The 26,061-nt window shown below is 72.0% G+C and carries 27 protein-coding genes and 1 pseudogene; 13 read left to right on the plus strand and 15 right to left on the minus strand.

Annotated features, from left to right (window positions below):
• The first annotated feature begins 26 nt into the window (after window positions 1-26).
• On the plus strand, window positions 27-539 hold the full coding sequence (locus QSK37_RS06325; protein WP_285618225.1) for a MarR family winged helix-turn-helix transcriptional regulator: 513 nt from the start codon (window positions 27-29) through the stop codon (window positions 537-539).
• Here QSK37_RS06325 and QSK37_RS06330 read toward each other — a convergent pair.
• Window positions 493-1,188, minus strand: coding sequence for a rhomboid-like protein (locus QSK37_RS06330; protein ID WP_285618226.1), 696 nt, complete (start codon window positions 1,186-1,188; stop codon window positions 493-495). The genes QSK37_RS06325 and QSK37_RS06330 overlap by 47 nt on opposite strands.
• Before the next feature lie 41 nt (window positions 1,189-1,229).
• The gene (locus QSK37_RS06335) at window positions 1,230-1,574 is read right to left on the minus strand and encodes an ArsR/SmtB family transcription factor (protein ID WP_285618227.1); all 345 of its coding nucleotides are present in this window, start codon (window positions 1,572-1,574) and stop codon (window positions 1,230-1,232) included.
• Between the two features lie 130 nt (window positions 1,575-1,704).
• On the opposite strand from QSK37_RS06335, the gene QSK37_RS06340 reads away from it, so the two are divergent.
• Window positions 1,705-3,159, plus strand: a complete 1,455-nt coding sequence (locus QSK37_RS06340) for an MFS transporter (protein WP_285618229.1) — start codon at window positions 1,705-1,707, stop codon at window positions 3,157-3,159.
• Between the two features lie 240 nt (window positions 3,160-3,399).
• Here QSK37_RS06340 and QSK37_RS51410 read toward each other — a convergent pair.
• The 3 genes and pseudogenes from QSK37_RS51410 to QSK37_RS06350 all read right to left on the minus strand — a co-directional run.
• Window positions 3,400-3,819 (minus strand): annotated as a pseudogene (locus QSK37_RS51410) (rhomboid-like protein); the annotation flags it as partial.
• Window positions 3,820-3,903: 84 nt separating this feature from the next.
• Window positions 3,904-4,290 carry a hypothetical protein gene (locus QSK37_RS06345; protein ID WP_285618230.1) on the minus strand — a complete coding sequence of 129 codons (387 nt, stop codon included), beginning with the start codon at window positions 4,288-4,290 and terminating at the stop codon, window positions 3,904-3,906.
• 61 nt (window positions 4,291-4,351) lie between these two features.
• The gene (locus QSK37_RS06350) at window positions 4,352-5,938 is read right to left on the minus strand and encodes an MFS transporter (RefSeq protein ID WP_285618231.1); all 1,587 of its coding nucleotides are present in this window, start codon (window positions 5,936-5,938) and stop codon (window positions 4,352-4,354) included.
• Between the two features lie 143 nt (window positions 5,939-6,081).
• On the opposite strand from QSK37_RS06350, the gene QSK37_RS06355 reads away from it, so the two are divergent.
• A complete protein-coding gene (locus QSK37_RS06355) occupies window positions 6,082-6,753 on the plus strand; it encodes a TetR family transcriptional regulator (RefSeq protein ID WP_285618232.1) in 672 nt (223 codons plus the stop codon).
• 174 nt (window positions 6,754-6,927) lie between these two features.
• Here QSK37_RS06355 and QSK37_RS06360 read toward each other — a convergent pair whose 3' ends face one another.
• The 6 genes from QSK37_RS06360 to QSK37_RS06385 form a co-directional block, all read right to left on the minus strand.
• Complete coding sequence (locus QSK37_RS06360) at window positions 6,928-7,125, minus strand: DUF5999 family protein (protein ID WP_285618233.1); 198 nt, start codon at window positions 7,123-7,125, stop codon at window positions 6,928-6,930.
• Between the two features lie 70 nt (window positions 7,126-7,195).
• A complete protein-coding gene (locus QSK37_RS06365; protein ID WP_285618234.1) occupies window positions 7,196-7,549 on the minus strand; it encodes a hypothetical protein in 354 nt (117 codons plus the stop codon).
• A gap of 80 nt (window positions 7,550-7,629) precedes the next feature.
• The gene (locus QSK37_RS06370) at window positions 7,630-8,796 is read right to left on the minus strand and encodes a lipid-transfer protein (protein WP_285618235.1); all 1,167 of its coding nucleotides are present in this window, start codon (window positions 8,794-8,796) and stop codon (window positions 7,630-7,632) included.
• Window positions 8,793-10,109 carry an OB-fold domain-containing protein gene (locus QSK37_RS06375; protein WP_285618237.1) on the minus strand — a complete coding sequence of 439 codons (1,317 nt, stop codon included), beginning with the start codon at window positions 10,107-10,109 and terminating at the stop codon, window positions 8,793-8,795. The genes QSK37_RS06370 and QSK37_RS06375 overlap by 4 nt, the downstream gene beginning before the upstream one ends.
• 19 nt (window positions 10,110-10,128) lie before the next feature.
• Window positions 10,129-11,301, minus strand: coding sequence for an acyl-CoA dehydrogenase family protein (locus QSK37_RS06380; protein WP_285618238.1), 1,173 nt, complete (start codon window positions 11,299-11,301; stop codon window positions 10,129-10,131).
• A complete protein-coding gene (locus QSK37_RS06385; protein ID WP_285618240.1) occupies window positions 11,301-12,389 on the minus strand; it encodes an acyl-CoA dehydrogenase family protein in 1,089 nt (362 codons plus the stop codon). The genes QSK37_RS06380 and QSK37_RS06385 overlap by 1 nt, the downstream gene beginning before the upstream one ends.
• Window positions 12,390-12,617: 228 nt before the next feature.
• Here QSK37_RS06385 and QSK37_RS06390 point away from each other — a divergent pair, with 228 nt between their 5' ends.
• Window positions 12,618-13,208, plus strand: a complete 591-nt coding sequence (locus QSK37_RS06390) for a TetR family transcriptional regulator (protein WP_285618241.1) — start codon at window positions 12,618-12,620, stop codon at window positions 13,206-13,208.
• Between the two features lie 10 nt (window positions 13,209-13,218).
• On the opposite strand, the gene QSK37_RS06395 is transcribed toward QSK37_RS06390, so the two are convergent.
• The 3 genes from QSK37_RS06395 to QSK37_RS06405 all read right to left on the minus strand — a co-directional run bounded on the left by QSK37_RS06395 (window position 13,219) and on the right by QSK37_RS06405 (window position 18,358).
• Entirely contained in the window at window positions 13,219-13,353 is a 135-nt protein-coding gene (locus QSK37_RS06395) for a hypothetical protein (protein ID WP_285570124.1), read from the minus strand.
• A gap of 159 nt (window positions 13,354-13,512) precedes the next feature.
• On the minus strand, window positions 13,513-18,006 hold the full coding sequence (locus tag QSK37_RS06400; protein ID WP_285618242.1) for a cation-translocating P-type ATPase: 4,494 nt from the start codon (window positions 18,004-18,006) through the stop codon (window positions 13,513-13,515).
• Window positions 18,007-18,109: 103 nt separating this feature from the next.
• Window positions 18,110-18,358 carry a hypothetical protein gene (locus QSK37_RS06405; RefSeq protein WP_285570130.1) on the minus strand — a complete coding sequence of 83 codons (249 nt, stop codon included), beginning with the start codon at window positions 18,356-18,358 and terminating at the stop codon, window positions 18,110-18,112.
• Window positions 18,359-18,365: 7 nt separating this feature from the next.
• On the opposite strand from QSK37_RS06405, the gene QSK37_RS06410 reads away from it, so the two are divergent.
• The 3 genes from QSK37_RS06410 (at window position 18,366) to QSK37_RS06420 (ending at window position 19,640) form a co-directional block, all read left to right on the plus strand.
• The gene (locus QSK37_RS06410) at window positions 18,366-18,812 is read left to right on the plus strand and encodes a hypothetical protein (RefSeq protein ID WP_285618243.1); all 447 of its coding nucleotides are present in this window, start codon (window positions 18,366-18,368) and stop codon (window positions 18,810-18,812) included.
• 217 nt (window positions 18,813-19,029) lie between these two features.
• Window positions 19,030-19,374 carry a YidH family protein gene (locus QSK37_RS06415; RefSeq protein WP_285570136.1) on the plus strand — a complete coding sequence of 115 codons (345 nt, stop codon included), beginning with the start codon at window positions 19,030-19,032 and terminating at the stop codon, window positions 19,372-19,374.
• Window positions 19,371-19,640, plus strand: coding sequence for a hypothetical protein (locus tag QSK37_RS06420; protein WP_285618244.1), 270 nt, complete (start codon window positions 19,371-19,373; stop codon window positions 19,638-19,640). The genes QSK37_RS06415 and QSK37_RS06420 overlap by 4 nt, the downstream gene beginning before the upstream one ends.
• A gap of 28 nt (window positions 19,641-19,668) precedes the next feature.
• Here the strand turns inward: QSK37_RS06420 and QSK37_RS06425 are convergent, their stop codons facing one another.
• Window positions 19,669-20,187 carry an ATP-binding protein gene (locus QSK37_RS06425; RefSeq protein WP_285618246.1) on the minus strand — a complete coding sequence of 173 codons (519 nt, stop codon included), beginning with the start codon at window positions 20,185-20,187 and terminating at the stop codon, window positions 19,669-19,671.
• A gap of 177 nt (window positions 20,188-20,364) precedes the next feature.
• On the opposite strand from QSK37_RS06425, the gene QSK37_RS06430 reads away from it, so the two are divergent.
• The 6 genes from QSK37_RS06430 (at window position 20,365) to QSK37_RS06455 (ending at window position 26,026) form a co-directional block, all read left to right on the plus strand.
• On the plus strand, window positions 20,365-21,243 hold the full coding sequence (locus tag QSK37_RS06430) for a Sco1979 family transcriptional regulator (protein ID WP_432705545.1): 879 nt from the start codon (window positions 20,365-20,367) through the stop codon (window positions 21,241-21,243).
• Window positions 21,244-21,483, plus strand: a complete 240-nt coding sequence (locus tag QSK37_RS06435) for a DUF397 domain-containing protein (RefSeq protein WP_285570145.1) — start codon at window positions 21,244-21,246, stop codon at window positions 21,481-21,483.
• 109 nt (window positions 21,484-21,592) lie between these two features.
• On the plus strand, window positions 21,593-22,750 hold the full coding sequence (locus tag QSK37_RS06440) for a steroid 3-ketoacyl-CoA thiolase (protein WP_285618250.1): 1,158 nt from the start codon (window positions 21,593-21,595) through the stop codon (window positions 22,748-22,750).
• 51 nt (window positions 22,751-22,801) lie between these two features.
• Window positions 22,802-23,395 carry a helix-turn-helix domain-containing protein gene (locus tag QSK37_RS06445; RefSeq protein ID WP_285618251.1) on the plus strand — a complete coding sequence of 198 codons (594 nt, stop codon included), beginning with the start codon at window positions 22,802-22,804 and terminating at the stop codon, window positions 23,393-23,395.
• 129 nt (window positions 23,396-23,524) lie between these two features.
• On the plus strand, window positions 23,525-24,760 hold the full coding sequence (locus tag QSK37_RS06450; RefSeq protein ID WP_285618252.1) for a cytochrome P450: 1,236 nt from the start codon (window positions 23,525-23,527) through the stop codon (window positions 24,758-24,760).
• A 51-nt stretch (window positions 24,761-24,811) separates the two neighbouring features.
• On the plus strand, window positions 24,812-26,026 hold the full coding sequence (locus QSK37_RS06455) for a cytochrome P450 (RefSeq protein ID WP_285618253.1): 1,215 nt from the start codon (window positions 24,812-24,814) through the stop codon (window positions 26,024-26,026).
• The last annotated feature ends 35 nt before the right edge of the window (window positions 26,027-26,061 follow it).

The raw sequence follows: 26,061 nt of genomic DNA on the forward strand, positions 1-26,061 counted from the left end.
TAACTTAGGTATTTAAATGGGATGTGATGGACGACACTCGATCCGCCGGCGATGACGGCGGCCCCGACCTCGACCTCATGGCCGTGTTCCCGAGGCTGACCCAGCTCAGCCACGTGCTCAACCGCAGCGGCCTGATCGAACGCGCCATGGAGCGGGTCGGCCTCGGCCTGGACAAGCCGGCGATGTCGGTCCTGGTCACGCTGAAGATGGCCGACCGGCCCCTGCGGATCGGCGAGATCGCCGAACGCATGCAGGTCGTCGGCCCCCACGTCACCCGGCAGATGAACGAACTGGAGCGGCGGGGACTGGCGCGCCGGGCCACCGACCCGGACGACCAGCGGGCACGGCTGATCGAGCTCACCCCCGAGGGAGCGGCGGCGGCCGAGCGCTACCTGGGGACCATCCTCGGCTGGTACACCGACGTCCTCACCGGCTGGCCGGCACAGGACCGCCAGGACTTCGGCCGTCTCCTCGGCCGTTTCGTCGACGACCTCACCGCGCGCCTGGCCGCCATCGACGACGAGAACCCCGTTCCGTAACGACCGCTCCGCCGGCGGGCGCGACCGGGCGCGGGAGCAGGAACCCCACCGCCGCTCCGGTGACCATCGCGACGACATGGCCGACCGCCGCGACGTCGAGCCGCCCCAGCCCCGCGAAGATGTACGGGGCGAGCACGCCCAGGGCCGCCGCCGCGGCGAGCCGCCACCAGCCGCTCGCCGCGAACACCCGCCAGGCCCCCACGGCGGACGCGGAACCGTACAGGAGCGTGCCGAGCAGTGCGGAAGTGATCACGTACGACGGGCCGACGTCGTCGAGGAAGCGCAGCGAGGCGGGTTCCGCGCCGGTCGAGATGCGCCACGCCAGCAGCCCCTCGCTGACCAGCGTGCCGATGACGTGCGCCGCCCCGATGAGCAGCAGCACCCGCAGGTTGCCGAAGCGGTGGACCAGCGGGAACAGCCCGACGACCGCGAAGACCGGCCACACCCACGGCCCGCTCTCGGAGACGAACGCCGACGCGAGGAGCACGCCGAGGGGATCCGACCGGAGGTTCGCGAGGTTGGTCGCGGCGGCGGCCACCAGCGAACGCTGCCCGGCCGGCCTCAGCGCGTAGGTGTACACCAGGGAGACGGCGCACAGTACGGCGACGAAGACGACCGGCACCGCGAACCGCCGGAAGAACAGGGCCACCCCGGCAGCTTAGATCTTCGCGCGCGGACGGCTCCCGACGGTCAGCGCGGAGCGCCGCGCGCCACTTCCCCGGCGTCCGCGGCGTTGATCTCGGCGGCGGCCAGCAGGGCGTCGAGCAGGCCTGGGAAGCGCGCGTCGAGGTCGTCATGGCGCAGGGACAACAGATTCTCCCGGCCATAGGGACGCTGCCAGATGATCCCGCTGTCTCTCAGGACCTTCCAGTGGCGCGTCAGCGTCGACTTCGACACACCGTCCAGGATCGTCCCGCAGGACTGCTCCCCTCCCGCCGCCAGCACGCGGACGATCTGCAGTCTCAGCGGGTTCCCCAAGGCCGTGAGGACGTTCTCCAACCGGATCTGATGACGCTCGGGGTGCTGCGGGATCACGTACCCAGTGTACGTACGCGTACTTGCGAACACTTCCCCACCGCCCTTCCTGTCGGTGCCACCGTACGTCAGTTGACGCATATACGTACTGTACGCAAATATGCGTACAGTCGCACTGAAGGGTGAACCAATGACCACGAGATCCACCGCGCCGGACGGCCACGCACGGCTGGGCTGGAGCCTGGCCCTGCTGGCGCTGGCGCAGCTGATCTTCTCGCTCGATCTCAACATCGTGTTCGTGGCGCTACCGGAGATCGGCGCCGACCTGGGCTTCTCCGGCCAGACCCAGCAGTGGGTCGTCAGCGCCTACGTCGTGTTCGCGGGGGGCTTCCTGCTCCTGGGCGGGCGCGCCGCCGATCTGCTCGGCCGCCGCCGGATGTTCGTTCTCGCCCTCACGATCTACGCCGTGTCCTCACTGGCCGGCGGGCTGGCAGGCGCACCGGGCGCCCTCGTGGCCGCCCGCGCGGTCCAGGGCATCGGTGGGGCGCTCCTACTGCCCTCGACCCTCTCGCTGATCAACACCCTCTTCGAGGAAGGGCGCCGGCGAAACCGGGCCCTCGCCGTCTGGGGCGGGGCCGGAGCCAGCGGCCTCACCGTCGGCGCCCTGCTCGGCGGCGTCCTCACGCAGGCCTTCGGCTGGCCCGCCGTCTTCTTCGTCAACGTGCCGCTGGCCGGCCTCGCCGCCGTCGCCGCGACGTTCGTCATTCCTCGTGACGGAGGACGCCCTGAGGGCCGTGCCTTCGACCTGCCCGGCGCGCTGACGGCGACCGGCGGCGCGACGCTGCTGGTGTTCGCCCTCGTCCAGGCGCCCGAGATCGGCTGGCGATCCCCCGTGATCATCATCGCCGCGGCTCTGGCGGTGGTGCTGCTGGCCGCCTTCGTCGTCGTCGAGCGGCGCAGCGCCGATCCGCTGATGCCGCCCCGGCTCCTGGCCAACCGCAGCCTCGTCGCGGGGGTCACGGTCACGTTCCTCTTCATGGCGACGTTCGGCACCCTGCCGTACTTCCTGACCGTGCTGCTGCAGACGGTGCATCACTTCGGGGCGCTGCGGACCGGTCTCGCCTTCCTCGTGCCCTCGCTGGCGATCGCGGCCGGGACCCAGCTCGGCGAGCGCCTCGCGACTCGTCTCGGCACCCGTGCCACTCTCCTGGGCGGCCTGCTCACGGGGGCGGCCGGCACCGCCGTCCTCGCGCTCGGCTTCCACGCCGACAGCGGCTATGCGGCGATCGTCCCGGGGCTGGTGATCTCGGGTGTGGGCCAGGGCGTCACCTGGACCGCCATGTGGATCGCCGCGGCGGCCGGCGTCGCCCCGCACGAACAGGGCGTCGCGTCCGGCATGGCCTCCACGACGCTCAACCTCGGCAACGCCATCGGCCTCGCGGTCCTCGTCGCCGTCGCCAACGCGGGCGCCGGGAGATCACCGCTCGGTTCCTCGATCGCCGACGGGAGCCGTACCGCGGTGCTCCTCACCGCCGCCGGCATGCTCGTGGGCACTCTCGTCGCCCTGCTGTCGCCTCGCCGGGCCGCGTCCGTCCCGGCGGCCGCCGAGGAGGCGCTCGAACCCGCCGAGGGGCGCGTGGCCTGAGGTGTGCGCGGCCGGTTCGCGGCGGGTGAGGAGCAGCCCGACCGCCGCGCCGGTGAGCAGGGCGACCAGGTGGCCGACGGCGGCGACGTCCAGGTGGTTCAGCCCGCCGAACAGGTGCGGGGCCAGCATCGCCAGGCCCGCGAAGGCTCCCAGCCGCCACCAGCGGCTCGCGATGCGGTCGAACAGCCAGTGTCCGTGCCGTGCCGTGCGCACCGCCGGCTCGGGGCCGTACAGGATCGTGGCGATCAGGGCGGAGGCGATGACGTAGGAGGGGCCGACGTCGTCGAGGAAGCGCAGCGACCCCGGCGCCGCCCCGGTCGAGATCTGCCAGGCCAGCAGGCCCTCACTGATCACCGTGCCGATGACCTGCGCGGCCGCGACGAGAAGCAGGGCCCGCAGGTTGCCGAAGCGGTGGACCAGCGGGAACAGGCCGACGATCGCGAAGCCGATCCAGATCCACGGCGTGGCCTCGGACACGAAGGCCGAGGCGATGAGCGTGCCGAGCGGGTCGGTGCGCAGGTTCACGAGGTTCGTCGCCGTCGAGGCGATGAAGGATCGCTGGTCAGACGGTTCGAGCCCGTAGGCGTACACCGACGAGACGGCGCACAGCGCGATGATGAAAAGGATGGGCAGAGGGAAACGTCTGATGAGCGAGGGCACGCCGGAAGCCTAGGGCGGCCGGCTGAGCGTTTTCTGACAACGGCCGGCGAGTGAGCCCCCTGTCACCCGCCGGCCACCCCGGCGTCACCTGAAGCGGCGCAGGCGGTACGCCTCGCGGTCGACGGCGGTCGTCACGACGACCTCGCGGAACCGGCCCGGCGCCTCGGCCGCCCAGAAGGCGCCCGCGACGGTCACGGCGGTGACCGTACGCGACGTGTCGCCCGAGCGGAACTCCACGAGCACCTCGCCACCGGGCGGCAGCTGCCCCCACGCCACCGAGAACCCACGCCCGCGTACGGCGCCGCGCACGAGCGCGGCTCCGCGGCCGCCCGCGACGGCGACGTCGATCAGGCCGTCGCCGGTGTGCACCTCCAGCGCGGGGCGGTCCCCGCTCCCCCGTCCGACGCGCAGCTCCCAGCCGCTCTCCGGCAGCGGGGTCGCGCCCGGCGCGATGTCGGCGTCCATGGTCATGGCTTCTGCTCCTTCGATGTGAAAGGGACGGGCGGAGCCCCCCTCCGCCCGCCCCGGGCCCTCAGATGGCGACGGTGCCCTCGACCGCGTTCTCACCGCGCCGTACGAGCAGGGCGGCGACGGCCGCCACGAGGGCGACCGCGGCGGCCACCGCCATGGAGGTCTGGAAACCGTCCATGAACGCCAGGTGGCTGCCGGTGGTGATGGCGTTCGCGGCCGGCGCCGGCGTGCCGGGCGGTACCGGCGCGACGCCCTGGGCGATGTAGTCCTTGGCCCCCTCGAGCCGCTGCGCGGCCGGTACGGGCAGGCCCGCCCCGGTCAGCCGGTCCATCAGAACGTTGCCCACGCGGGTGGACAGGATCGTGCCGAGGACCGAGGTGCCCAGCACGCCGCCGATCTGGAACGCGGTCTGCTGGAGCCCGCCCGCGACGCCGGCGAGTTGCACGGGGGCGTTGCCGACGATCGCCTCGGTGCCGGCGGTCATGATGAAGCCGAACGCCAAGCCGATGAGGACGAACCACGGCCAGATCGCGTTGTACGAGGCGTCCACCCCGATCCGCGACAGGCCGAACATCGCCACGGCGGTGAAGACCATGCCGAGGATCAGCGGCACGCGCGGGCCGAAGCGCTGGGTCAGCGCACCGCCGAGCGGCGAGGACACGATGAAGATGCCGGTCATCGGCAGCATCCGGACGCCGGCGGCGACCGGGCTCATGCCGTGCACCTGCTGGAGGTACAGCGTGATGAAGAAGATCGTGCCGAACAGGGCGAAGGTGCCGAGCAGGAGCAGCCCCGTCGCGGCCGACAGCGAGACCGAGCGGAACAGCTTCAGCGGCAGCACGGGATGCGTGGCCATCAGCTCGCGGACGACGAACCCGGCGAGCAGCACCGCGAACGCGGCGAACGACCACAGCGGCACCGGGTCCCCGAACCCGTACGTGCCCGCCTTGATCAGGCCCCAGACCAGGGCGAACAGCGACCCTGACAGCAGCGCGACGCCGGAGACGTCGAAGGACCCGTGCGCGTCCTCGTCCCGCGACTCGCGGACCACCCACAGGCCCACGAGCAGTGCGATCAGGCCGAGCGGCGCGTTGAGGAAGAAGACCGACTCCCAGTTGACGTGCTGGACGAGCAGTCCGCCGACGATCGGGCCGCCGGCGATGGAGACGCCGACGGTGGCGCCCCAGATGCCGATCGCGGCGTTGAGCCGCTGCGGCGGGAAGGAGTTGCGGATGAGGGCCAGGCTGGCGGGCTGGAGCAGCGCGCCGGCGACGCCCTGGACGACGCGCCAGAAGATGACCATGCCGATGCCGCCGGACACGCCCACCAGCACCGACGCCGCGGCGAACCCGATCACACCCGCCAGGAACGTCTTCTTGCGGCCGAACCGGTCGGCGATCTTCCCCGCGGGGATCAGCGTGACGGCGAGGGCGAGCAGGTAACCGTTGGTGACCCACTGCAGACCGGCCAGGTCGGCGTGCAGGTCCTTGGCGATCGCGGGGTTGGCGATGGACACGACCGTCGCGTCCAGGCCCACCATCATCACGCCGAGCGCGACGGCGAAGAGTGTCAGCCAGGGATGGCCGTGGCCGGCGCGGCGCGGTCGCTCCCGCGCGCCCGCATGCGGCGTGAGTGTCGCTTGGGACATGAACTTGCCTCCGTGAAGTCCGAGTGCCCCAAAACTGTCATGCTGTGACACATGTCGTCAAGCGACTAAAGTCGTGACATGACTAGTGTCACAACATGAAAAGTGGTCTTGGCTAAGTGAACGGCGTCCGTTACCCTTCGGGCATGGAGGCGACGACGGTGCACGACATCTGCGCGGCGCCCATGGCCGGTCGGCGTGAGCGCAAGAAGCAGCGCACCCGTGAGGCACTGGTCGACGCGGCGTTCCGGCTCTTCCAGGAGAAGGGCTTCGACGCGACGACCGTCGAGGAGATCGCCGACGAGGTCGACGTCTCCTCCCGCACCTTCTTCCGCTACTTCGCCTCGAAAGAGGACGTCGTCCTGACGTTCCAGGAAGAGCAGTTCACCACGATGCTGGAGGCACTGTCCTCCCGCCCGGCCGCCGAGCCGGTGCTGACCGCGCTGCGCAACGCCGCGGTCTCGGTGATCCGCGCCTGCGAGAACGGCCAGTACGGCTTCGACCCGGAGCGGTTCGGCTGCATCCAGCAGATGATGGAGAGCAGCCCGGCGGTGTTCGGCCGCAGCCTGGAGCACGGGCAGAAGAAGCAGTCGGAGATCACCCGGATCATCGCCGAGCGCATGGGCGTCGACCCCGCCGCCGACCTGCGGCCGCACGTGATGGCCGGCCTGGCCAACTGCGCGTTCCACAGCGCCTTCGAGGTGCTGGCGGCGGGCGTGGCCAAGACCGACCGCTTCTCCGAGGTCGTGGACGAGGTCTTCGCGGTCATGGAAGACGAGCTGGCCTACCGGTCCGAGAAAGAGACCGCCACCGGATGACGCACGCCGGCCCACGGATGACCGTGGACCGGCGCACTCACGGGGGATACGGCCGTGCGGCGGGGAACCGCCGGCCCTGCTCGCGACTCCGCCGTCGGGGACCGGCGGGCCGCACAGCGGGACTCACGTGTGGGGTCACGTGGCCCGGTGGGGTCTTCAACTGGAAAGTACGGGTCAGGCCGCCATGGTGAGCGGCCGGGCACGATGGGGTTCGGTCGCGAGACCGTCGGGGCCCAGTTCGCCGGTGTCGTCGAAGATGACGACACCGTTGCAGAGCAGGTACCAACCCTGCTCGGGGTGCGACGCCACGACACGGGCCGCCGTGTGATCGGCTGCGTCAGCCGCGGGGCATGGAGGCCGGTGCTGGCACATGTCACTTCCCCTTCCTTCTTCGTAGCCGTCTGTACTTACAACACCACAATCCCTCGCCGGATGCCGTACGTCAGCGCCGCCACCCCCCAAATCGCCCGCCTGCCAGCGGCAATACCGGTCTTCCTGCTAGCTGGTATGCCTCCCGGTGCAAGGAGAGCAGAGCCGTGCCGGTCAGCGCCGCGCCGAGGCCGAAGATCATGGCGAGCGCGTGGATCAGCGGAGCGACCGGCCCGATCAGCCGACCGTGGCTCACCAGTACCTGATCGGACCGCCACGACACGACGTCGTCGACGCCCAGGACCGCGAATAACGCCGCGCCCACCGCGACCACGATCAGGTCGCCCACGGCGCACACACGCGACCGCAGCCGCCACTCGGTGAAGGGCGTCCACGGATACCCGGGAGTCTCATCCAGCCGATGCATGCCCGCATCGTGTCCGGCGGCCGGGAGATCAAACCGGACGGCCGTCTCCGGCCACGGCACGCACGGGACGGCGTCCCGCCCTACGCCGGACGGCTCAGGACCAGGCCGCTCGTGGGTACGCCCGTGCCCGCCGTGACCAGGACGTGCGCCACGTCCGGCACCTGGTTGACCGATGTGCCGCGGACCTGGCGGACCGCCTCGGCGATGCCGTTCATGCCGTGGATGTACGCCTCGCCGAGCTGACCGCCGTTCGGATTGACCGGCAGGTGGCCGTCGAGTTCGATGCCGCCGTCCGCGACGAAGTCGCGGCCCTCCCCCCGCCCGCAGAAGCCCAGCTCCTCCAGCTGCATCAGCACGAACGGCGTGAAGTGGTCGTACAGGATCGCGGTCCGCACGTCCGCCGGGGTGAGTCCGGACCGCTCCCACAGCGCGCGGCCCACCACGCCCATCGCGGGCAGCGCGGCCAGGTCCGTCTCGTAGTAGCCGAACATCATCATCTGGTTCGGGCCCGAGCCCTGCGCGGCGGCGGTGATCGACACCGGCGGATTCGGGAGGTCACGGGCGCGGTCGGCGCCGGTCACGACGATCGCCACGGCGCCGTCGGACTCCTGGCAGCAGTCCAGCAGGTGCAGCGGCTCGACCACCCAGCGGCTCGCCTGGTGCTCCTCCAGCGTGATCGGCCGCTCGTGGAACCATGCGCGCGGGTTGGTCGCGGCGTGCCGCCGCATCGCGACCGCGACGCGGCCGAAGTCCTCGCTGGTCGCGCCGTAGTCGTGCATGTAGCGCCGCGCCTGCATGGCGACCCAGGCGGCGGGCGTGGCGAAGCCGAACGGCAGGTGCCAGGAGAACTCCATGGCAGTCGTACCGGGCGCCATGGCCGTGGTCGCCTGGCCGAACCGCTGCCCGGACCGCTCGTTGAACGCCCGGTAGCACACGACCGTACGCGCCTGCCCGGTCGCCACGGCCATCGCGGCGTGGGCGACCGTGCCGCAGGCCGCGCCGCCGCCGTAGTCGACGCGGGAGAAGAAGGTCAGCTCCGGAACGCCCAGCTCGCGGGCGACGGCGATCTCGGCGTTCGTGTCCTGGGTGAAGGTCACCAGGCCGTCGACGTCCGACGGCGTCAGCCCGGCGTCCTTCAGGGCGGCGACGCACGCCTCGGCGGCGAGCCGCAGCTCCGAGCGGCCCGACTCCTTGGAGAACTCCGTCGCCCCGATGCCGGCGATCGCCGCGCGTCCCGAGATCGTCATGCGGGCTCCTTCAGCCGTACGGTCGCCACCACGTGGTCGCCCGCGCCGACCGCGCCGCGCACCTCCAGCGCCCCGTCGCCCACGGGACGGCCGGTGAGGGTGAGCGTGTCCCCCGCGTACGCGGGCACGCCGAGCCGCAGCGCGATGCCGGCCAGGCGGGCGTCCGGCCGGCTTTCGAGGACGTAGCGCTGGACCAGGCCGATCGTGGTGAGGATGTTGAGGAAGATGTCCGCCGAACCCTGCGCCCGCGCCACCGCCGGATCGTGGTGCACGGGCGTGAGGTCGCGGGTCGCCAGCGCCGTTGAGATCACGAACGTCGGCGTCAGCTCGATCCGCAGACCCGCCTCGCCCTCGGCGTGCTCCGGCTCCTCGACGGCCGCCGGCGCGGTCCCGGCGGGTCGCCACTGCGGCAGCGTCAGCTCCTCGTCCATCCGCTGGAACTCCAGCTCCACCGGCATGCCGACGTACGCGTCCCCGGGCGCGCAGCCGAGGAGGTCACCGATGATCCGCACGCCCTCCTCCAGCTCGACCAGCGCCACGACGTACGGCGGGGTGAGGCCAGGCACCGGCGGGTGGTGGTGCACGACGTAGCTGTGCACGACGCCGCGCCCGGCGGCGGTGACGTGGTCGCGCTTGGTCGCGTGGCAGGCGGGGCACATCGGCCCGGGCGGGTGACGCAGCGCACCGCACTCGGCGCAGCGCTGGATCCGCAGCTCGCCGGCCCGCACGCCGTCCCAGAAGAACCGGGTGTCGGGGCCGACGGCGGGGCGCAGCGGATATCTCCCGCCGGACGGGGCGGGCGGCGCGTCGCCGCGCGGTTTGAACTTCAGCACCCGGAACAGCATCTCCGCGACCCGCTCGCCGCCGGAGTACCAGCGCTCGTACCAGGTGACGAAGTAGCCCTCGCCGAGCGCGGTCCGCTTGGGCCCGGTGACGCCGTCGAAGATGACGGTCGTGGACAGTTCCTCGCCCAGCCGCAGGTAGCGGTCGTAGGTGTGCTCGCAGTTGGTGGCGACCACACCGACGTAGCCCGCCTCGTCCAGCGTGCTCAGGATCCGGTCGGGCGAGGCGGTTTCTTCCCGACCAACCTGCCCCGACCGACCTCCCGGCTGTGGCCGCTCGTCGGGGCCGGCCATCGACCAGACCTGGATCATGGCCGGCGGGGCGTACTCCGACCAGCGCCCGCTCCGGTCGCCGAGCGCCCGGGTCCAGTTGCGGATCATCGCGGCGTTCACCGGGTCCGGGCAGGGCGTGGCGGCGCTCTCGCCCTCGGCCGCGAGTTCGTCCGCGAGCGCCATCAGCCGGTCATGCATGTCTCTCCCTCGCGGTGCGTCAGCGCGGGGCCCGCGGCAGGCCGAGGCCGATCATGGCGATGATCTCCCGCTGCACTTCGTTGACCCCGCCGCCGAAGGTCAGCACGAGGCCGCCCTTGACCCCGTGGTCGACCCGGTCGATCAGCTCGCGCGTCTCCTCGTCGCCGGGGTCGCCGTACCGCGCGAGGATCTCGCCCACGACCCGCCCGGCGTCCTGCATGCGCTCCGAACCGTAGATCTTGGTCGCGGACGCGTCCGCCGCGCCGAGCCAGCCGAGGTCCATGCCCGCGGCGACCTGCCAGTTGAGCAGTTCGTTGACGCGCAGGAACGCGTGCACCCGCGCCACCGCGCGCCGGACCGCCGGCTCCTCGATCAGGGGCCGCCCGTCCGGGCCCGTCTTCGTACGGGCCCAGCGGACGAACCGGTCGTAGGTGTGACCGAGGTTGCCGGCCGGGCCGAGGGTGACGCGTTCGTGGTTGAGCTGGTTGACGATGAGGTCCCAGCCGCGGTTCTCCTCGCCGACGAGCAGGTCGGCCGGCACGCGGACGTCCTGGTAGTAGGTGGCGTTGGTGTGGTGACGGCCGTCCATCGTGACGATCGGCGTCCAGGAGAAGCCCGGGTCGGCGCAGTCGACGATGAACATCGAGATGCCCTTGTGCCGGGCGGCGTCCGGATCGGTGCGCGCGGCCAGCCAGATGAAGTCGGCGTGGTGCGCGCCGGAGGTGAAGATCTTCTGGCCGTTCACGACGTAGTGGTCGCCGTCGCGGACCGCCGTGGTGCGCAGCGCGGCCAGGTCGGTGCCGGCGCCGGGCTCGCTGTAGCCGATCGCGAAGTGGCACTCCCCCGCGAGGATGCGGGGCAGGAACCGCTTCTTCTGCTGCTCGGTGCCGTACTGCACGAGCGTCGGCGCGACGGTGTTGAGCGTGATGATCGGGTACGGCACCTCCGCGCGGGCGATCTCGTTGGCGAAGATCTGCTGCTCGACCGGGCCGAAGCCGCGCCCGCCGTACTCCTCCGGCAGCGCGATGCCGAGCATGCCGTCGCGGCCGAGCCGCCGGCAGTGCTCCATGTACGCCGTGCCGAACGGGTCCTCGGCGATCCGCTCGCGTTCCCCGGCGGTGAGGCAGTCGCGGAAGTAGCCGCGCAGGTCGTCGCGGAGGGCCCGCTGCTCGCCGGTCAGGTCGATGAACATCAGGCCACCAGAGCTCCGATCGTGTCGAGCTGGGCCTCCGCCCCGCCGAGCAGGTGGGCGTAGTGCTTGCCCCAGGCGAAATGGCGGTGCAGGGGATAGGTGACGTCGAGGCCGAGGCCGCCGTGCAGGTGCTGGCAGGTGTAGAGGGCCTGGAGCGCGCCCTCGCAGGCCGCCCACGCGGCGACCGCGAGCACCTCGGCGGCGTCGTCGTGGCCCTCGGCGAGCCGCCAGACTCCGGCCCACATGGCCACGTCGAGCGCCCGCTTGGCGATGTAGACGTCGCCGATCTGCATCGTGACGGCCTGGAACTCCGCCAGCGGGCGGCCGAACTGCTCGCGCGTCCGTACGTGCCCGGTGGTGAGGTCGAGCGCGGCGGCGAGCGCGCCGGAGGCGGTGGCGACCGCTCCGGCGGTGGCGTACCCCAGCAGCGTCTCGTGCGCCCCGGCGCCGAGCAGGGCGCCGGCGCCCACCCGGACGCCGTCCAGGTCCAGCCGCGCCATCGGCTCGCCGGTCGCCGCGGGCTGCGGGGTGAGCGCGACCTGGTCCGGCTCGACGGCGAAGACGCCGACGGTCCCGTCGCCGGTCCGCGCCGGGACGAGGATGTACGCCGCCTGCCCGGCGTACGGCACGAAGGTCTTGACGCCCTCCAGGACGTACGCGTCGCCGTCGCGGGTCGCGGTCGCGCCGGGCGGCTGGGCGAGGCCGGAGCCCGGCTCGCGTACCGCCGCGGTGAGCACCAGCCCGCCGTCGGCCACCACGCCGAGTCGCGCGCGGAGCTCTCCGCCGCCGTGGCGGGCGATCGTGAGAGCGGCCGGCAGCGAGGCGTAGGCGGGCACCGGCGCGGCGTGCGCCCCGATCTCGCGCAGGATCACCGCCAGCTCGACCGCGCCGAGCCCGGCGCCGCCGAGGTCTTCGGGCAGGCAGGCGCCGAGCACGCCGGCCTGGGCGAGCGCCGCCCACAGGCGGGCGTCGTACGGGGCGCCGGAACGCTCGTGCTCTTCGATCCGCGCCGGGGTGGCCTCGCGGTCGAGCAGGCCGGACACCAGACTCCGCAGCTCCTGGGCGTTCTCGTCGAGATCGAAGTCCATGATCCCCTCTCGCGGCCGGGGGCAGCGCGCCTGGGATGAAAACTAGAACGGATTCTAGTCCGTGTCCACTGCCGCAGGCGGTACCGGTCCGACCACCGCACAGGGGATCCGCGGCCGCCGACGTGACACGGCGGTTCGTTGCGGCGGAATAACGTGTTCTCGCGGCATGTACCCTTGTGCGAAGAAAGCGCGGACCGCAGGCCGCGCTCCCGACCGAGGGGTGGCGTCGTGACCGCAGAACCCGCGGCGGCCGGTCACCTGACAGGTCGCTCCCGCAGCCAGCACCAGCGCCGCAAGCGCATCCTTCAGGCCGCGGCCGCGCTGGCGTCGCGCGGAGGCGTGGAGGCGATGCAGATGCGCACGGTCGCCGAGCGCGCCGGAGTGGCCCTGGGCACGCTCTACCGCTACTTCCCCTCGAAGATGGACCTCGTCGTGGCGGTCGTCAACGAGGAGATCGACACTCTCGAGGCGAGCCTCGACCGCCGGCCGCCCCGCTCGGGGACGCCGGCCGGGAGGGCCGTGGAGGCGCTGATGCGGGCGACGCGCGGGCTGATGCGCGAGCCGGAGCTCGCGGACGCGCTCATCCGGTCACTGTTGCTGTCGGACGTCAAGACCGACCTCGGCGACCGGATGGCCGCCATGCTCGCGCGCGCCGCCGACGGCGACGTGACGCCCGGCGAGGAGCGTCACGTCCTGCTGCGCTCGTTGTCCAGCGTCTGGGTCATGGAGATGATCGAGCTGCTCCGTGGCCGCACGGGCAACGAGCAGATCCAGGCACGCCTGGAGATCGCCGCCGAGCGTCTGCTCGCCGGCGCGTAGCGAACGCTCCTCAGGCGGGAACGCCCGCGGCACGCAGGTCGCGGTACAGACCGGACCGCATGAACTGCAGGAACAGGCGGGTGAGAAGAGCCTGGAGCAGCATCACCAGGGCCTTCGCGAGGACGGTCGAGACGATGTCTGGCACGGGGAACACCTAACGCGTATCAGGGGGTGCTTTCGACCCGAGTATGCCTTCTTGTCCGGTTTCAGGAAAACCCTGGGGGTTACGAGAAGATGAACATATCCCCAGGTCAACCGGTTCGCTCGCCCCGGTTGACCCCTGTGGGCCCGCAAGACCCTGATGTCACGCGGGAAGGGCGCGGGCGAGACCTGCGGGCAGGTTCTCCTTCAGTCCCTCCCGCAGGCGGTTCGTGAGATCCTCCTGCAGCTCCTCCACGAGACGGGCGAGCCGGGTCGCGCCCGGAACGTACGTCACGATCGTGCCGCCGGGCAGCCGTGTCACCAGCACCGCGCCCAGCGCGAAGCCGCCCGCGCAGCCCAGGGCGATCAGCCAGCCGTGCGGCAGCAGCGGCCGGCTGCCGAAGAAGTGGCTCAGCACCGGCACCTGCACGATGATCCCGAGGGCGGCCAGCGAGGCCACGCCCGACGCCAGGACCAGGGGGTCGCGCCCGCCGGCCGCGATCGTCTGGGCCAGCTGGGTGCCGACCAGGGCCACCAGGCCGGTCGTGTCCGCCTGCTCGCGCGTTCCGCTCATCCTCGCGAGCGTCCAGGCGGTCACGGCGGCGCCCGCCGTCGCGCACGCGCGTACCGCGATGTCGCGGGTCAGCGCGGTGCCGAGCGAGCGGTCCGGGCCCTCCTGCAGCAGTTCCTCCCGGGTGACGCCGGAGGGCGGACGGGCCGCCAGCGCCACGGCCGGGAGCATGTCGGTGAGCAGGTTCACGAGCAGGAGCTGGCGGACGTTCAGGGGGCTGCTGCCGCTGAGCAGGCCCGTGAGCACGGTGAAGACGATCTCGCCGATGTTGCCGCCGAGCAGCACCGCGAGCGCGTCGCGGGTCGAGCGCCACATCGCACGGCAGTCGGCGATCGCGTCGGTGATCGTCTCGATCCGGTCGTCGGTCACCACGACGTCGGCGGTCTCGCGGGCGGCGGGCGTGGCACGCTCGCCGAGGGCGATCCCGACGTCCGCCAGCCGGATCGCCGGCGCGTCGTTGGCGCCGTCCCCGGTGACCGCCACGACCCGGCCCGCCGCGCGCAGCGCCCGGACGACGCGGGCCTTCTGGTTGGGGCTCACGCGGGCGAACACCGAGACCCCGGCCAGCGCCTCCCCGAGCTTCTCGTCCGGCAGGGCGTCGAGGTCCGCACCGGTCATGATCTTCCCGTTGAGGAGGTTCAGCTCGGCGGCGATCGCCTCCGCCGTGGTCGGATGGTCCCCGGTGATCATCATGATGTCGACGCCCGCCTTGCGGAGCCGGCCCACGGCCTCGGCGGCGGTCGGACGCACCGGGTCGGCGATGCAGACCAGGCCGAGCAGGCACAGCCGGTCGATGCGCGACTCGGTCAGGTCCCGCCGCCCGGACGCCTTCCGCTCGCCGACCGCGAGCACCCGGTAGCCCAGGCGCGCCAGCCGGTCCACCTCCTGCTCGACCTTCTCGCGCGCCTTCTCGTCGAACGGGACGACCTGGTCGCCCCGACACCACTGGTCACACCTGGCCAGGAGGATCTCCGGCGCGCCCTTGACGCTCAGCAGCTGCCCGTCCGGCGTACGGCCGAGGACCGCGTGGTAGCCGCGGCCGGGCTCGAACGGCAGTTCGGCGACGCGCTTCCAGGAGCCGAGCCCCTCGAAGTCCTTCATGTCCAGCTCGCGGGCCGCGCGAATGATCGCCTGGTCGGTCGGGTGGGGCATCTTGCGGCCGGCCTGCTCGGGGCTGGCGCGGAGCGCGGCGGCGACGATGACCCGTCGCCGCGGCGACAGGTTCTTGGTCGGAGAGGTCGACTCTCCGTCGGAGACGAGCCGCAGCCGCAGGCGTCCCATGGTCAGCGTGCCGGTCTTGTCGAAGCACAGGACGTCGATCCGGCCGAGGGCCTCGATCGTCGCCGGGTTGCGCACGAGGGCGCCCCGCTGGGACATGCGACGTGCGGTCGCCAGCTCCGCGGCGGTGGCGACGAAGGGCAGGCCCTCGGGCACGGCGGCGACGGCGAGGCTGACCGCCGGGCCGAGCGCCTGGGCGAGCGAGCGGCCCCGCAGCAGGTCCGACAGGAACAGGCCGGCGCCCGCGCCCAGCGCCACGGGCAGCGTCACCGCGGTGAGGGACTGCAGGCGCGCCTCGACGCCACCGGGGCGGCGCTCGCCGGCGAGCCGGCTCGCGCGGCCGATCTCGGTCCGCTCCCCCGTCGCGACGACCACCGCCGTGGCCTCACCCGCCGCGATGACCGTGCCCTCGTACAGCATGGAGGTACGGTCCGCGACGGACCCGGCCATGCTCGGGCGGGCGGTCTTGGTGACGAGCTGCGACTCTCCGGTGAGGCTGGACTCGTCCACCTCCAGCCCCTTCGCGACCAGCAGCCGTGCGTCGGCCGGTACGGCGTCACCGGCGCTCAGCATCACCACGTCGCCGGGGACGAGCTGGTCCGCGGTCGCCCTGACGTCGGTCTCGGCCTCCTCCGGGCGCCGCAGCCGTACGCGCACCGCGCTCAGGTCGACCAGCCGGCGCAGGGCCCGGTCGGCCCCGACACGCTGGACGCCCGACATCAGGGCGTTGACGCCCAGGACCGTACCGATCAGGGCCGCGTCGGTGATCGACCCGACGACGGCGGAGACTCCCGCGCCGGCCGCGAGCGCGGGGGTCAGCGGGTTGTCCAGCTCCTCGACCGTGACCCGGGCGAGGCCGGCCGGCCGCGGAGCGCCGTCCTCGGCCGACACCCGCCGGCGTTCGGCCTCGGACGCGGTGATGCCGGCGGAGGACGAGTCGAGACGGCTCAGCACGGCCTGGGCGGGCCAGGCGTGCCAGGGCGTACGGTCGACCGGCACGAGGGCGGGCCGCCGGCCGACCGTGAGCCCCGCCCAGGTGCCGGTCGCGAGCGCGGACAGCGCCGCGGTGTCGATGGCGAGCTGCGCCCGGCGGGCGGCGTTCCGCGGAGTGCCGGTGGCGGCGAGCAGCGCGCCCGCCACCGAGCCGACCTCGGCGATCCGGGCGGAGCGGGAACTGGCCTCACGCGCGGGCACCAGGGCCTCGATCACCGGATACGCCTTGCCCAGGCCGGGGCCGCACAGGATGTGCGCGCCCCAGGGCGGGTGCCCGTTCGCGCTCACGAGCCCGACGCCGACGTCGGCGGCGGCGAGCGCCGCCCCGCCGCGCGCGGACAGCAGCATGACCGTACGGCCGTCCTCCTGGAGCCGCCGCACGGACGCCAGGAGACGGCTGCCGCCGGGCACCGCCTGCTCGACCGGGAGCCGCCGCCGCAACCCCGCGGCGACGCCGGCGACCGCGACGGCACAGGCACGCCGCGCCGCCGCGATCAACGGCTCGGCCAGCGGGTCCAGCTCCACCACCACGGAGACCAGCGCGACCGGCTCGTCCTCGCAGGTCAGCAGCAGCACGGTCGCCCCACCCTTGCGGAGCACCTCCGCCTGCTCCCTGGCCCCGCGCGGCAGCCCGCGCGCGGAGGGCCGCAGCGGCGCCACCGCCCACGGGCCGTCCTCGTGCCGGTCGCTCAGCCGGCGCACGTCCACGAGGGCGTGGGCGCGCTCGTACGCCGTCTCCGGGGGGACGCCCTCGGTGACGAAGACCACGTCCTCGATGACCAGGTCGCCGGTCCGCAGCGCCGACGCGTCGATGACCAGCTGGTCCACGCGGTCGAGCCGGCGCAGGACCTCGGGCGTCACCACGACCACGTCCCGGCGGGCCGCCGCCCGGCCGACCTGGATGGCGAAGGCGTCGCGGCCGAGCCGGGCCGCCTTCGGCACGCCCGCCGCCAGCACGCCCTGGGCCCGATCTGCGTCGCGGCTGAGCGCGTACGTGCCGGTGGCCGTGGCGATCGCGGCGGGAATGGTCCAGGCGGCGTGCTCCACGGCGCCGTACGGCAGTGGAACGGGCCGTGGCGGCACGTCGAGCGGTGCGGCCTGGAAGACGCCGGGGGTCGGCGCGATGTGCCGGGCGCGCCGGTTCCACGCCTCCGCGTGCGCGCGCATCTCGGCGATGCGCATGAGCCGGTGCACCGAGTTGATGACGGGGCCCGAGGGCTGGTACGCCAGCACGTGACTGATGATCACACCGGTGCCGAGCACCATGTCGGAGGCGGGGTGGCCGATCCGCCGCTCCAGTCCGCTCCGCACCTGCGGCGACGCGTCCGCCATCGCCAGCAGCGTCGCGAATCCCGGCGGCAGGGGCGTCGCCCGCATCAGGCGGCCGAGCACGGCGAAGCCGCCCCCGGCGAGGTACGCGCCGGCGAGAGCGGCCTCCCGCACGACGGTCTGCCGGCTCGGGTGGGCGAGGGCGGAGAACGACTCGCCGGAGACGCCGTGTGCCGCCTCGACGGCCTCGACGACGTCCAGGAGCGCGTCGAGCGGCGTCTCCTCGTCGTGCATGACGAAGACGAAGCCGAGCGGCGCGTTCACCTCGGCGCGCGTCACCCCGGCGACGCTCATCAGCCGCTGGACGAGGGACCGGGCCACCGGCTCGGTGCCCGGCTTGTGCACGCCGCGCACCCGGATGCGCGTCCGGCCCGGCGTGGTGTGCACCTGGCGTCGTTCCGCGATTCCGGTCACCGCGCCCGACACCGCTCGCAGTGTGGCGCCGGGCAGGCCGGTGGCGTCGCCGAGAAGTCGTCGCAGTCGCATGGTCGTCTTTCTGGTGGCGTACTGGTGGCGTTCTGGAGGCGTGCGTCAGCGGCCCACGCCGACGCCGCTCGCGACGGTCGGGGGTTCGGCGGGGCCGCGGGTGTCAGGTACGCGAGGTGGAGCGCCGCGCGCGCCCGCGCAGGGCCTCCATGCCACGGCCGGTCCGGCGCGCGACCATGGTGCCGATGCCGATCGCCGCGGCGACCGGCCAGTCGATGGCGCCCATGACCGCCGCGATGCCCAGCCCGCCGTAGAACGCGAGGCGCCCGGGCGGCGGGAGATAGCCGGCGACGAGCCTTCCGGCGTCGCCGACATAGGACATGCCGGGCGTGGGGACGTGCACCGTTCTCATGTGGGGGGTGAACACCGGAACCGGAACGTCCACCCCGGCGCCGTTGGTGGAGGGACGCCGCGCCGTGGCGGTCGCGCCGCCGGCGCTCCGGGCGGCCGGCGTCCTGCGCGCACCCGCCCCGGAGGTCTTCGAGGCGGAGGTCCTGGCCCGGCTGGTCGTGCCGCCGCGGCCGGCGGCCCTGGCGGCGGACGTCCTCGTCGTGGACCTGCCGCCCGTCGTTCTACCACCCGCGCTCTTGCCGCCCGTGGTCCTGCCGCTCGTGGTCCTGCCGCTGGACGTCCTGCTGGTCGTGGTCCCGCCGCCGGAGGTCCTCGAGGCCGAGGTCCTGCTCCTCGCGGAGGCGCTCCGCGACGTGGTCTTCTCTTTGGTCGCTCGCCCGGCTTCCGCCATACCGGCACATCCCCCCTCAGGTGTCCGGACACGATGTCCGGTTAAGTCCAGGTTGTATCCGTGAGCGGGTGTCGCCATGCCTCCGGCCGCGTTTCCAGACCGACCTTTTCCCTGGTCAGGGCGGCATGATGGAGAGCGCTGGAGCCGAACCGGCACCTGTCACCGGTGGTGACGATCGCGAGACTCCCCGGCTCCGCTATCCGGCGTTTCCGCGAGTACGGCCCGCCCCGGCGAGGGGTAGGCATACGGGCGGACCGTCACAGGTGGGGAGGGAGAGCACGATGGCGCGCCAGGAGCCCGGCTACGAGCCCGACTACCGTTTCTCCCTGGCCAACGAGCGCACCCTCCTGTCGTGGATCCAGACCGCCTTCGGCCTGCTCGCGCTCGGCGTGCCGCTCGCCGGCGGCATCCGCGGCGTACGGCTGCCGCCCTGGCACCACGAGATCGGCCTGGGCGCGATCGTGCTGAGCGTGCTGATCGTGCCGGCGGCGTACCGCAACTGGCGGCGCGTCCAGCTCGCCATGCGTCTCGGCATCCATCTTCCCCGCGACCCGCTACCGGCTCTGCTCGCCTCCGGAGTGGCGGTACTGCTGGCGACGACGCTGGTCAGCATGGCGATGGGATGAGTTCCGGGCTTCAGGCACAGCGCACGGAGCTGGCCTGGCTGCGGATAACGCTGTCGGCCTGGACGGTGACGGCCATCGCGGCGCGGGTGGACCTGCCGGTGGGGATGTTCGCGGCCGCGGGTCCGGTGGCGTTGACGCTCATCGCGTACGCGCGACGGCGGCGGCTCAGAGAAGAGGGGCTCCCACCCGCGCTGGCTCCGGCGGAGGCGGTCCCGCTGGCGGCGGCGTGCGTCCTGATCGCGCTCGCGGCCGCACTGCTGTTGTGATCGAACTACTCTTGTGATCGAACCGTGATCAACAGTCGGGACAGAGGAAACAGGCCCAGACGACCTTGCCGTGGCTCGACAGCGGCGCCCAGTTCCATGAGTGGCTGAACGCCTCGACCAGATGCAGGCCACGGCCGCTCTGGGCCACCCAGTCGGGCTCCCTGCGCACCGGGATCTCGTCGCAGGGATCGGTGACGGCACAGGTCAGCCGGCCGCCGGTCCGCAGCAGGCTCAGCCGTATCGGGGTTTCGCCGTGCCACTCGGTGGCGTGTCCGGCGGCGTAACGCAGCGCGTTGGTGACGAGCTCGGAGACGACGAGGCGCACGTCGTCGTGCATGGCGGTGAGGCCCCAGGACAGGAGCACGGCGCGGGCGAAGTCGCGGGCCTCCTTGACCGACTCGGCCACGGCGGCGAGCCCGACGGACATGGTCTGCGGAGCAGGGCGGATCGAGGCAGGACGGTGTTCGTGCCACCGCTCGCCCTGAGTGATCGTGGACAACCACTCCGGCGCCTCGTCGACCGCCTCCCCTGCTCTTTCGCCTGTCATCCAGCGCGCTCCGTGTGCTGTCATCCGCGATCCCCTGGCGATCAGTGATCGGCGTGTCCCGCGCGCTATCCTGCTCGACATGTCTTGCAGATGCAAGGCCCGATGCACGTGCAGATGCCCGTGCGCATTCTGACAACGAGCCGAAGGGAGTGGCAGACTGTGCGCTGACCGATGCTCATGGAGGTAGGGGTGGAAACAGCGCAGCCCGCCGGAGGACCGACCGTTCTTCGCCGGCTCCTCGGTGCCCAGCTGCGCCGGTTGCGTGAGCGCCAAGGCATCACGCGCGAAGAGGCCGGATACGCCATTCGCGCCTCTGGTTCCAAGATGAGCCGCCTGGAGCTGGGCCGGGTCGGTTTCAAGGAGCGCGACGTCGCGGACCTGCTCACCCTGTACGGCGTCACCGACGAAACCGATCGGGAAAGCCTGCTCGCCCTCGCCCAGGACGCCAACAGTCCTGGCTGGTGGCACAGGTACGGCGACGTCCTGCCGGGCTGGTTCGAGACGTATGTCGGCCTCGAAGAGGCGGCGGCGCTCGTCCGCACCTACGAAGTCCAGTTCATCCCGGGTCTGCTCCAGACCGAGGAATACGCCCGCGCGGTGATCTCGCTGGGTAATTCCACGGCGGCTCAGGAAGAGATCGAGCAGAGGGTCAGCCTGCGTATGACACGTCAGAAACTACTCACGCGGGGGGAATCCCCCCGGCTGTGGGCTGTCGTGGACGAGGCGGCCTTGCGCCGTCCGATCGGGGGACGGGATGTGATGCGCGGCCAGCTCGAGCGGCTGATCGAGGCCACCAAGCTGCCGGGCGTCATTCTCCAGGTGCTGCCGTTCCGGGTCGGCGGGCACACCGCCGAGGCCGGAGCCTTCTCCATCCTGCGTTTTCCCGAGTCGGACCTACCGGACGTGGTCTACGTCGAACAACTGACCAGCGCTCTCTACCTGGACAGGCGTGACGACGTTGACAGCTACATGGAGGCCATGGAGCGCCTCTGTGTGGTCAGCGCGCATCCGGACGAGACCGCCGAGATCCTCAGCAGGATTCTCCAGGAGACATGAATGCAGTACCCCGCCTACAACGGCGTCCCCGCCACCGATATACCCGACGTCAGCTGGCAGAAGAGCCATCGGAGCAACTCACAGGGCAACTGCGTGGAGCTGGCGAAGCTGCCGGACGGCAGCGTCGCGGTACGCAACTCCCGCCATCCGACCGGCCCCGCCCTCGTCTACACCAGGGCGGAGATGGAGGCGCTCATCCAGGGCGCCAAGGCCGGTGACTTCGACAGTCTGCTCGTCTGATCCGGCGATGTTAGAACGCGTTACCTGTAACACCTCCACCCTGCGGTACCTGACGGCCTTCCACTAGAACAGGTTATTGTTTCTCCCCCCGGTTCTAGTGGGAGGCCGTATGAGTCACCCCGTCATCGTCTCCGCCGTCCGCACCCCCATCGGCCGCCGCCGCGGCCGGCTGGCCGGGCTGAAACCCCAGGCCGTACTCGCCCACGCGCAACGCGAGCTGATCACCCGCACCGGAATCGACGCGGCCGATGTCGGCCAGGTATTCGCCGGCTGCGTCACCCAGGCCGGCGAACAGGGCGGCCACGTCGGCCGGCACGCCTGGCTCTACGCCGGTCTCGACCATCGCACCGGCGTCACGACGGTCGACGCCCAGTGCGGCTCCAGCCAGCAGGCCGTACATCTCGCCGCGGCGCTCGTGCACGCGGGCGTGGTGGACGCCGCGATCGGCTGCGGCGTCGAAGTGATGAGCCGCGCGCCGCTCGGCAGCAACGTCCTGCCCGCCGACCCGCGCCCCGACGACTGGTCGATCGACCTGCCGGACCAGTTCACCGCGGCCGAGCGCATCGCCGCACGCCGCGGCCTCACCCGCGCCGACCTCGACGCGTTCGGCGTACGCTCCCAGCGACTCGCCGCCAAGGCCTGGGCCGACGGCCGGTTCGACCGGGAGATCGCACCGATCGACGCGCCGGTGCTCGACGGCGAAGGGACCCCGACCGGCGAGACCCGCACCGTCACCACCGACGAAGGTCTGCGCGAGACCACCTCCGAAGGGTTGGCGGCGCTCCGCCCGGTGTTCGAGCAGGGCCTGCACACGGCCGGCACCTCGTCGCAGATCTCGGATGGCGCCGCCGCCGTACTGGTGATGTCGGAACGGGCCGCCTACGAGCGGGGACTGCGGCCGCGCGCCCGCATCCGCGCACAGGCCCTCATCGGCGCGGACCCGTACTACCACCTGGACGGCCCGGTGGAGTCCACCGCGCGGGTACTGGACACGGCCGGGATGACGATGGCGGACGTGGACCTGTTCGAGGTGAACGAGGCGTTCGCCTCGATCGTCCTGTCATGGGCGTCGGTACACGAGCCGGACATGGACCGCGTCAACGTCAACGGCGGCGCCATCGCGCTCGGCCACCCCGTCGGCGCCACCGGAGCCCGCCTCCTCACGACCGCCCTGCACGAGCTCGAACGCCGCGACGCGAACACCGCACTGGTGACGATGTGCGCGGGCGGCGCCCTGTCCACCGCCACCATTCTCGAACGCCTCTGATCCCGGCCGGCGGCCGCGGCAAGGGTGTTGCCGGGCTGGCAAACTGCTCGTATGGCAGACGACGTCGACCAGGCGCTCGGCGCGGTCGGGCCGCGGCTGCGCGCGCTGCGGCGGGAGCGGGAGACCACGCTCGCCGAGCTGTCCCGGGCGACCGGCATCTCGGTGAGCACCCTGTCCCGCCTGGAGTCCGGCGCCCGCAAGCCCACTCTCGAACAGCTGCTGCCCCTGGCCAGGGCCCACGGCGTCACGCTCGACGAACTCGTCGACGCGCCGCCCACCGGCGACCCGCGTGTCCACCTGCGTCCGGTGACCCGTAACGGCATGACCATGCTGCCCCTGACCAGGCGGGCCGGCGGCATCCAGGCCTACAAGCTGATCATCAAGGACACCGCGCGCCGGAGGGAGCCCGATCCCCAGACGCACGAGGGCTACGAGTGGCTCTACGTGCTCAACGGGCGGTTGCGGGTCGTCCTCGGCGAACACGACCTGGTGCTGTCGCCCGGCGAGGCGGCGGAGTTCGACACCCGCGTCCCGCACTGGTTCGGCGCCGCCGACTCCGAGCCGGTCGAGCTGCTCAGCCTCTTCGGCCGGCAGGGCGAGCGGGCCCACCTGCGCGCCCGTCCCCGTACGAAAGGCACGGACTAGAGGCGCGCCCCGCTGGCCCCGCCGCCAGTCTCCTCTGGCCACCGAGCGTGATGAGACGCGCGACACGTTGACCCTAGCAATCGCTTGGTTTAGAACGTGTTTCAGAACGTCGATCCCGGAGGAGACCCGATGGCCGTCGACCTCATCACGCCCACGCTGTATGAGACTCAGGGCTTTCCCGACGAGGACCTCCGCCGGCTCCGCCGTGAGTCGCCCGTGCACTGGCACGAGGATCCGTCCAGTGACGTGCCCGGTTTCTGGGCGGTGACCAGGTACGACGACATCGTCCACGTCTCGCGGCACCCGGAGCTCTTCTCCTCCCACGCGCGCACGTCGATGTTCGAGGAGTTCGCCGACGAGGACGTCGCGCTCTACCGGCTCATGATGCTGTTCATGGATCCCCCGCAGCACACCCGCCAGCGGGCGTTCGTCAACCGCGGCTTCACGCCGCGCATGATCAAGCAGCTCGAGGAGCACATCCGCGACGTCGGGCACCGGCTCATCGACAACGTCGTCACGCGCGGCGAGGCCTGTTTCGTCCGCGACATCGCGGCGCCCTTCCCGCTGTACGTCATCTGCGAGCTGATCGGCGCTCCGGTCGAGGACCGCGAGCAGATCTTCGCCTGGTCCAACGTGCTGGTCGGCTCCAACGATCCCGACTTCGCCACCTCGCCCGAGGACGCGAGGGAGGTCTCCGCCCAGGTCCTGCAGTACGCCCACGAGCTGGCCGCCCGCCGCAGGCGGCAACCGCGCGACGACATCGCGACGAGCCTGCTGGAGCCGGACGCGGACGGCAACCGCCTCAGCGCCGACGAGTTCGCCATGTTCATCCTGCTGCTGATCATCGCGGGCAACGAGACGACGCGGAACGGCGCGTCGGGCGGCATGCTCGCCTTCTTCCAGCACCCGGAGCAGTGGCGGCGCCTGGTCCGCAACCGCGGCCTGATCAAGACCACCGCCGACGAGGTCGTGCGCTGGGTCAGCCCGGTCAACCTCTTCCGCCGCACCGCGATGCGCGAGACCGAACTGCGCGGCCGGCGCATCCGGGAGGGCGACAAGGTGGTGATGTTCTACGCCTCGGCCAACCGCGACGAGGACGTCTTCGAGGACCCGTACACCTTCGACATCGGCCGCGACCCCAACCCCCACCTGGGCTTCGGCGGAGGCGGCCCGCACTTCTGCCTGGGCACGCACCTGGCGCGGCTGGAGCTGGCCGTGCTGTTCGAGCTGCTGCTGGACCGCATGCCCGACATCCGCCAGGCCGGCGAGGCGCGCCGGCTCCGGTCCAACTTCATCAACGGCATCAAGGAGATGCCGGTGCGGTTCACCCCGTCGGAACGCGTTAATAGAACAAGTTTCATTTAGCCGCTTCCTCGTTTACGCTCGGGATACCCCCGACCTCCAAGGGCGGTTGCGATGAACATCGACCAGGAGATCAACCTCGTCGACCCCGACCTGTACGCGACCGGCGGCATCCCGCACGAGCAGTTCCGATGGCTGCGCGAGAACGCGCCGGTCCACCGGCACCCCGGCGACCCGGACTTCTGGGCCGTCACCCGCTACGACGACGTGGTGCACGTCTCCCGGCACCCGGAGATCTTCTCCTCGCACCGTCGGCTCGCGCTGTTCAACGAGCCGACGGAGGAGCATCTCGTGCTCCAGCGGATGATGATGCTCAACCAGGACCCGCCCGAGCACACGCGCAAGCGGGCGATCGTCAACCGCGGCTTCACGCCCCGCACCGTCGGCGGCCTCGAAGAGCACATCCGCGGCATCTGCGACGATCTGCTCGACGGCCTGGCCGGCCGCGAGGAGGTCGACTTCGTCCGGGACATCTCCGCGCCGCTGCCGCTGTACGTGATCTGCGAGCTGCTCGGCGCGCCGCCCGAGGACCGGGAGAAGATCTTCGACTGGTCGAACCGCCTGATCGCCCAGGACGACCCGGAGTTCCGTACGCCGGGCGACGACGGCATGGCGGCCGCCGGCGAGCTGTACGCCTACGCCAACGAGCTGGCCGTACGCCGCCGCGAGGAGCCGCGCGACGACATCGTGACCCGGCTCCTGCAGCCGCACGACGGCGAGGAGCTGTCGGTCGAGGAGTTCGACCTGTTCGTGATGCTGCTGTCCGTGGCCGGCAACGAGACCACGCGCAACGCCGCGTCGGGCGGCATGCTCGCCTTCTTCGAGCATCCGGAGCAGTGGCGGCGGCTGCGCGAGGGACACGCCGCCGGCGACGAGCGGCTGTCGGAGACCTTCCCGGACGAGATCGTGCGCTGGGTCAGCCCGGTCAACCTGTTCCGCCGCACCGCGACCCGCGACACCGAGCTGGGCGGGCGGCGCATCGCCGAGGGCGACAAGGTCGTCGTGTTCTACGCCTCGGCCAACCGCGACGACGGCGCCTTCGCGGACCCGTACGCCTTCGACATCGGCCGCGACCCCAACCCGCACATCGGGTTCGGTGGCGGGGGCCCGCACTTCTGCCTGGGCGCGCACCTGGCGCGGCTGGAGCTGCGCGTGCTGTTCGAGACGCTGCTGGAGCGGATGCCGGACATCTCCCCGGCGGGCGAGGTCCGCCGGCTGCGCTCCAACTTCATCAACGGCATCAAGGAGATGCCGGTACGCATCGGCTAGTGGCGTTCACCACCTTTTAGACTCTGTGCCTAATA

Source organism: Actinoallomurus iriomotensis (assembly GCF_030269445.1).
Classification (GTDB): Bacteria; Actinomycetota; Actinomycetes; order Streptosporangiales; family Streptosporangiaceae; genus Actinoallomurus; species Actinoallomurus iriomotensis.

What these genes read in the sequence shown, in the direction of transcription:
- QSK37_RS06325 (WP_285618225.1), top strand. Translation starts at nt 27, where the DNA reads ATGGACGACACTCGATCCGCCGGCGATGACGGCGGCCCCGACCTCGAC.
- QSK37_RS06340 (WP_285618229.1), top strand. Translation starts at nt 1,705, where the DNA reads ATGACCACGAGATCCACCGCGCCGGACGGCCACGCACGGCTGGGCTGG.
- QSK37_RS06345 (WP_285618230.1), bottom strand. Translation starts at nt 4,290, where the DNA reads ATGACCATGGACGCCGACATCGCGCCGGGCGCGACCCCGCTGCCGGAG.
- QSK37_RS06350 (WP_285618231.1), bottom strand. Translation starts at nt 5,938, where the DNA reads ATGTCCCAAGCGACACTCACGCCGCATGCGGGCGCGCGGGAGCGACCG.
- QSK37_RS06355 (WP_285618232.1), top strand. Translation starts at nt 6,082, where the DNA reads ATGGAGGCGACGACGGTGCACGACATCTGCGCGGCGCCCATGGCCGGT.
- QSK37_RS06360 (WP_285618233.1), bottom strand. Translation starts at nt 7,125, where the DNA reads ATGTGCCAGCACCGGCCTCCATGCCCCGCGGCTGACGCAGCCGATCAC.
- QSK37_RS06365 (WP_285618234.1), bottom strand. Translation starts at nt 7,549, where the DNA reads ATGCATCGGCTGGATGAGACTCCCGGGTATCCGTGGACGCCCTTCACC.
- QSK37_RS06370 (WP_285618235.1), bottom strand. Translation starts at nt 8,796, where the DNA reads ATGACGATCTCGGGACGCGCGGCGATCGCCGGCATCGGGGCGACGGAG.
- QSK37_RS06375 (WP_285618237.1), bottom strand. Translation starts at nt 10,109, where the DNA reads ATGCATGACCGGCTGATGGCGCTCGCGGACGAACTCGCGGCCGAGGGC.
- QSK37_RS06380 (WP_285618238.1), bottom strand. Translation starts at nt 11,301, where the DNA reads ATGTTCATCGACCTGACCGGCGAGCAGCGGGCCCTCCGCGACGACCTG.
- QSK37_RS06385 (WP_285618240.1), bottom strand. Translation starts at nt 12,389, where the DNA reads ATGGACTTCGATCTCGACGAGAACGCCCAGGAGCTGCGGAGTCTGGTG.
- QSK37_RS06400 (WP_285618242.1), bottom strand. Translation starts at nt 18,006, where the DNA reads ATGCGACTGCGACGACTTCTCGGCGACGCCACCGGCCTGCCCGGCGCC.
- QSK37_RS06405 (WP_285570130.1), bottom strand. Translation starts at nt 18,358, where the DNA reads ATGAGAACGGTGCACGTCCCCACGCCCGGCATGTCCTATGTCGGCGAC.
- QSK37_RS06415 (WP_285570136.1), top strand. Translation starts at nt 19,030, where the DNA reads ATGGCGCGCCAGGAGCCCGGCTACGAGCCCGACTACCGTTTCTCCCTG.
- QSK37_RS06420 (WP_285618244.1), top strand. Translation starts at nt 19,371, where the DNA reads ATGAGTTCCGGGCTTCAGGCACAGCGCACGGAGCTGGCCTGGCTGCGG.
- QSK37_RS06425 (WP_285618246.1), bottom strand. Translation starts at nt 20,187, where the DNA reads ATGACAGGCGAAAGAGCAGGGGAGGCGGTCGACGAGGCGCCGGAGTGG.
- QSK37_RS06430 (WP_432705545.1), top strand. Translation starts at nt 20,365, where the DNA reads ATGGAGGTAGGGGTGGAAACAGCGCAGCCCGCCGGAGGACCGACCGTT.
- QSK37_RS06435 (WP_285570145.1), top strand. Translation starts at nt 21,244, where the DNA reads ATGCAGTACCCCGCCTACAACGGCGTCCCCGCCACCGATATACCCGAC.
- QSK37_RS06440 (WP_285618250.1), top strand. Translation starts at nt 21,593, where the DNA reads ATGAGTCACCCCGTCATCGTCTCCGCCGTCCGCACCCCCATCGGCCGC.
- QSK37_RS06445 (WP_285618251.1), top strand. Translation starts at nt 22,802, where the DNA reads ATGGCAGACGACGTCGACCAGGCGCTCGGCGCGGTCGGGCCGCGGCTG.
- QSK37_RS06450 (WP_285618252.1), top strand. Translation starts at nt 23,525, where the DNA reads ATGGCCGTCGACCTCATCACGCCCACGCTGTATGAGACTCAGGGCTTT.
- QSK37_RS06455 (WP_285618253.1), top strand. Translation starts at nt 24,812, where the DNA reads ATGAACATCGACCAGGAGATCAACCTCGTCGACCCCGACCTGTACGCG.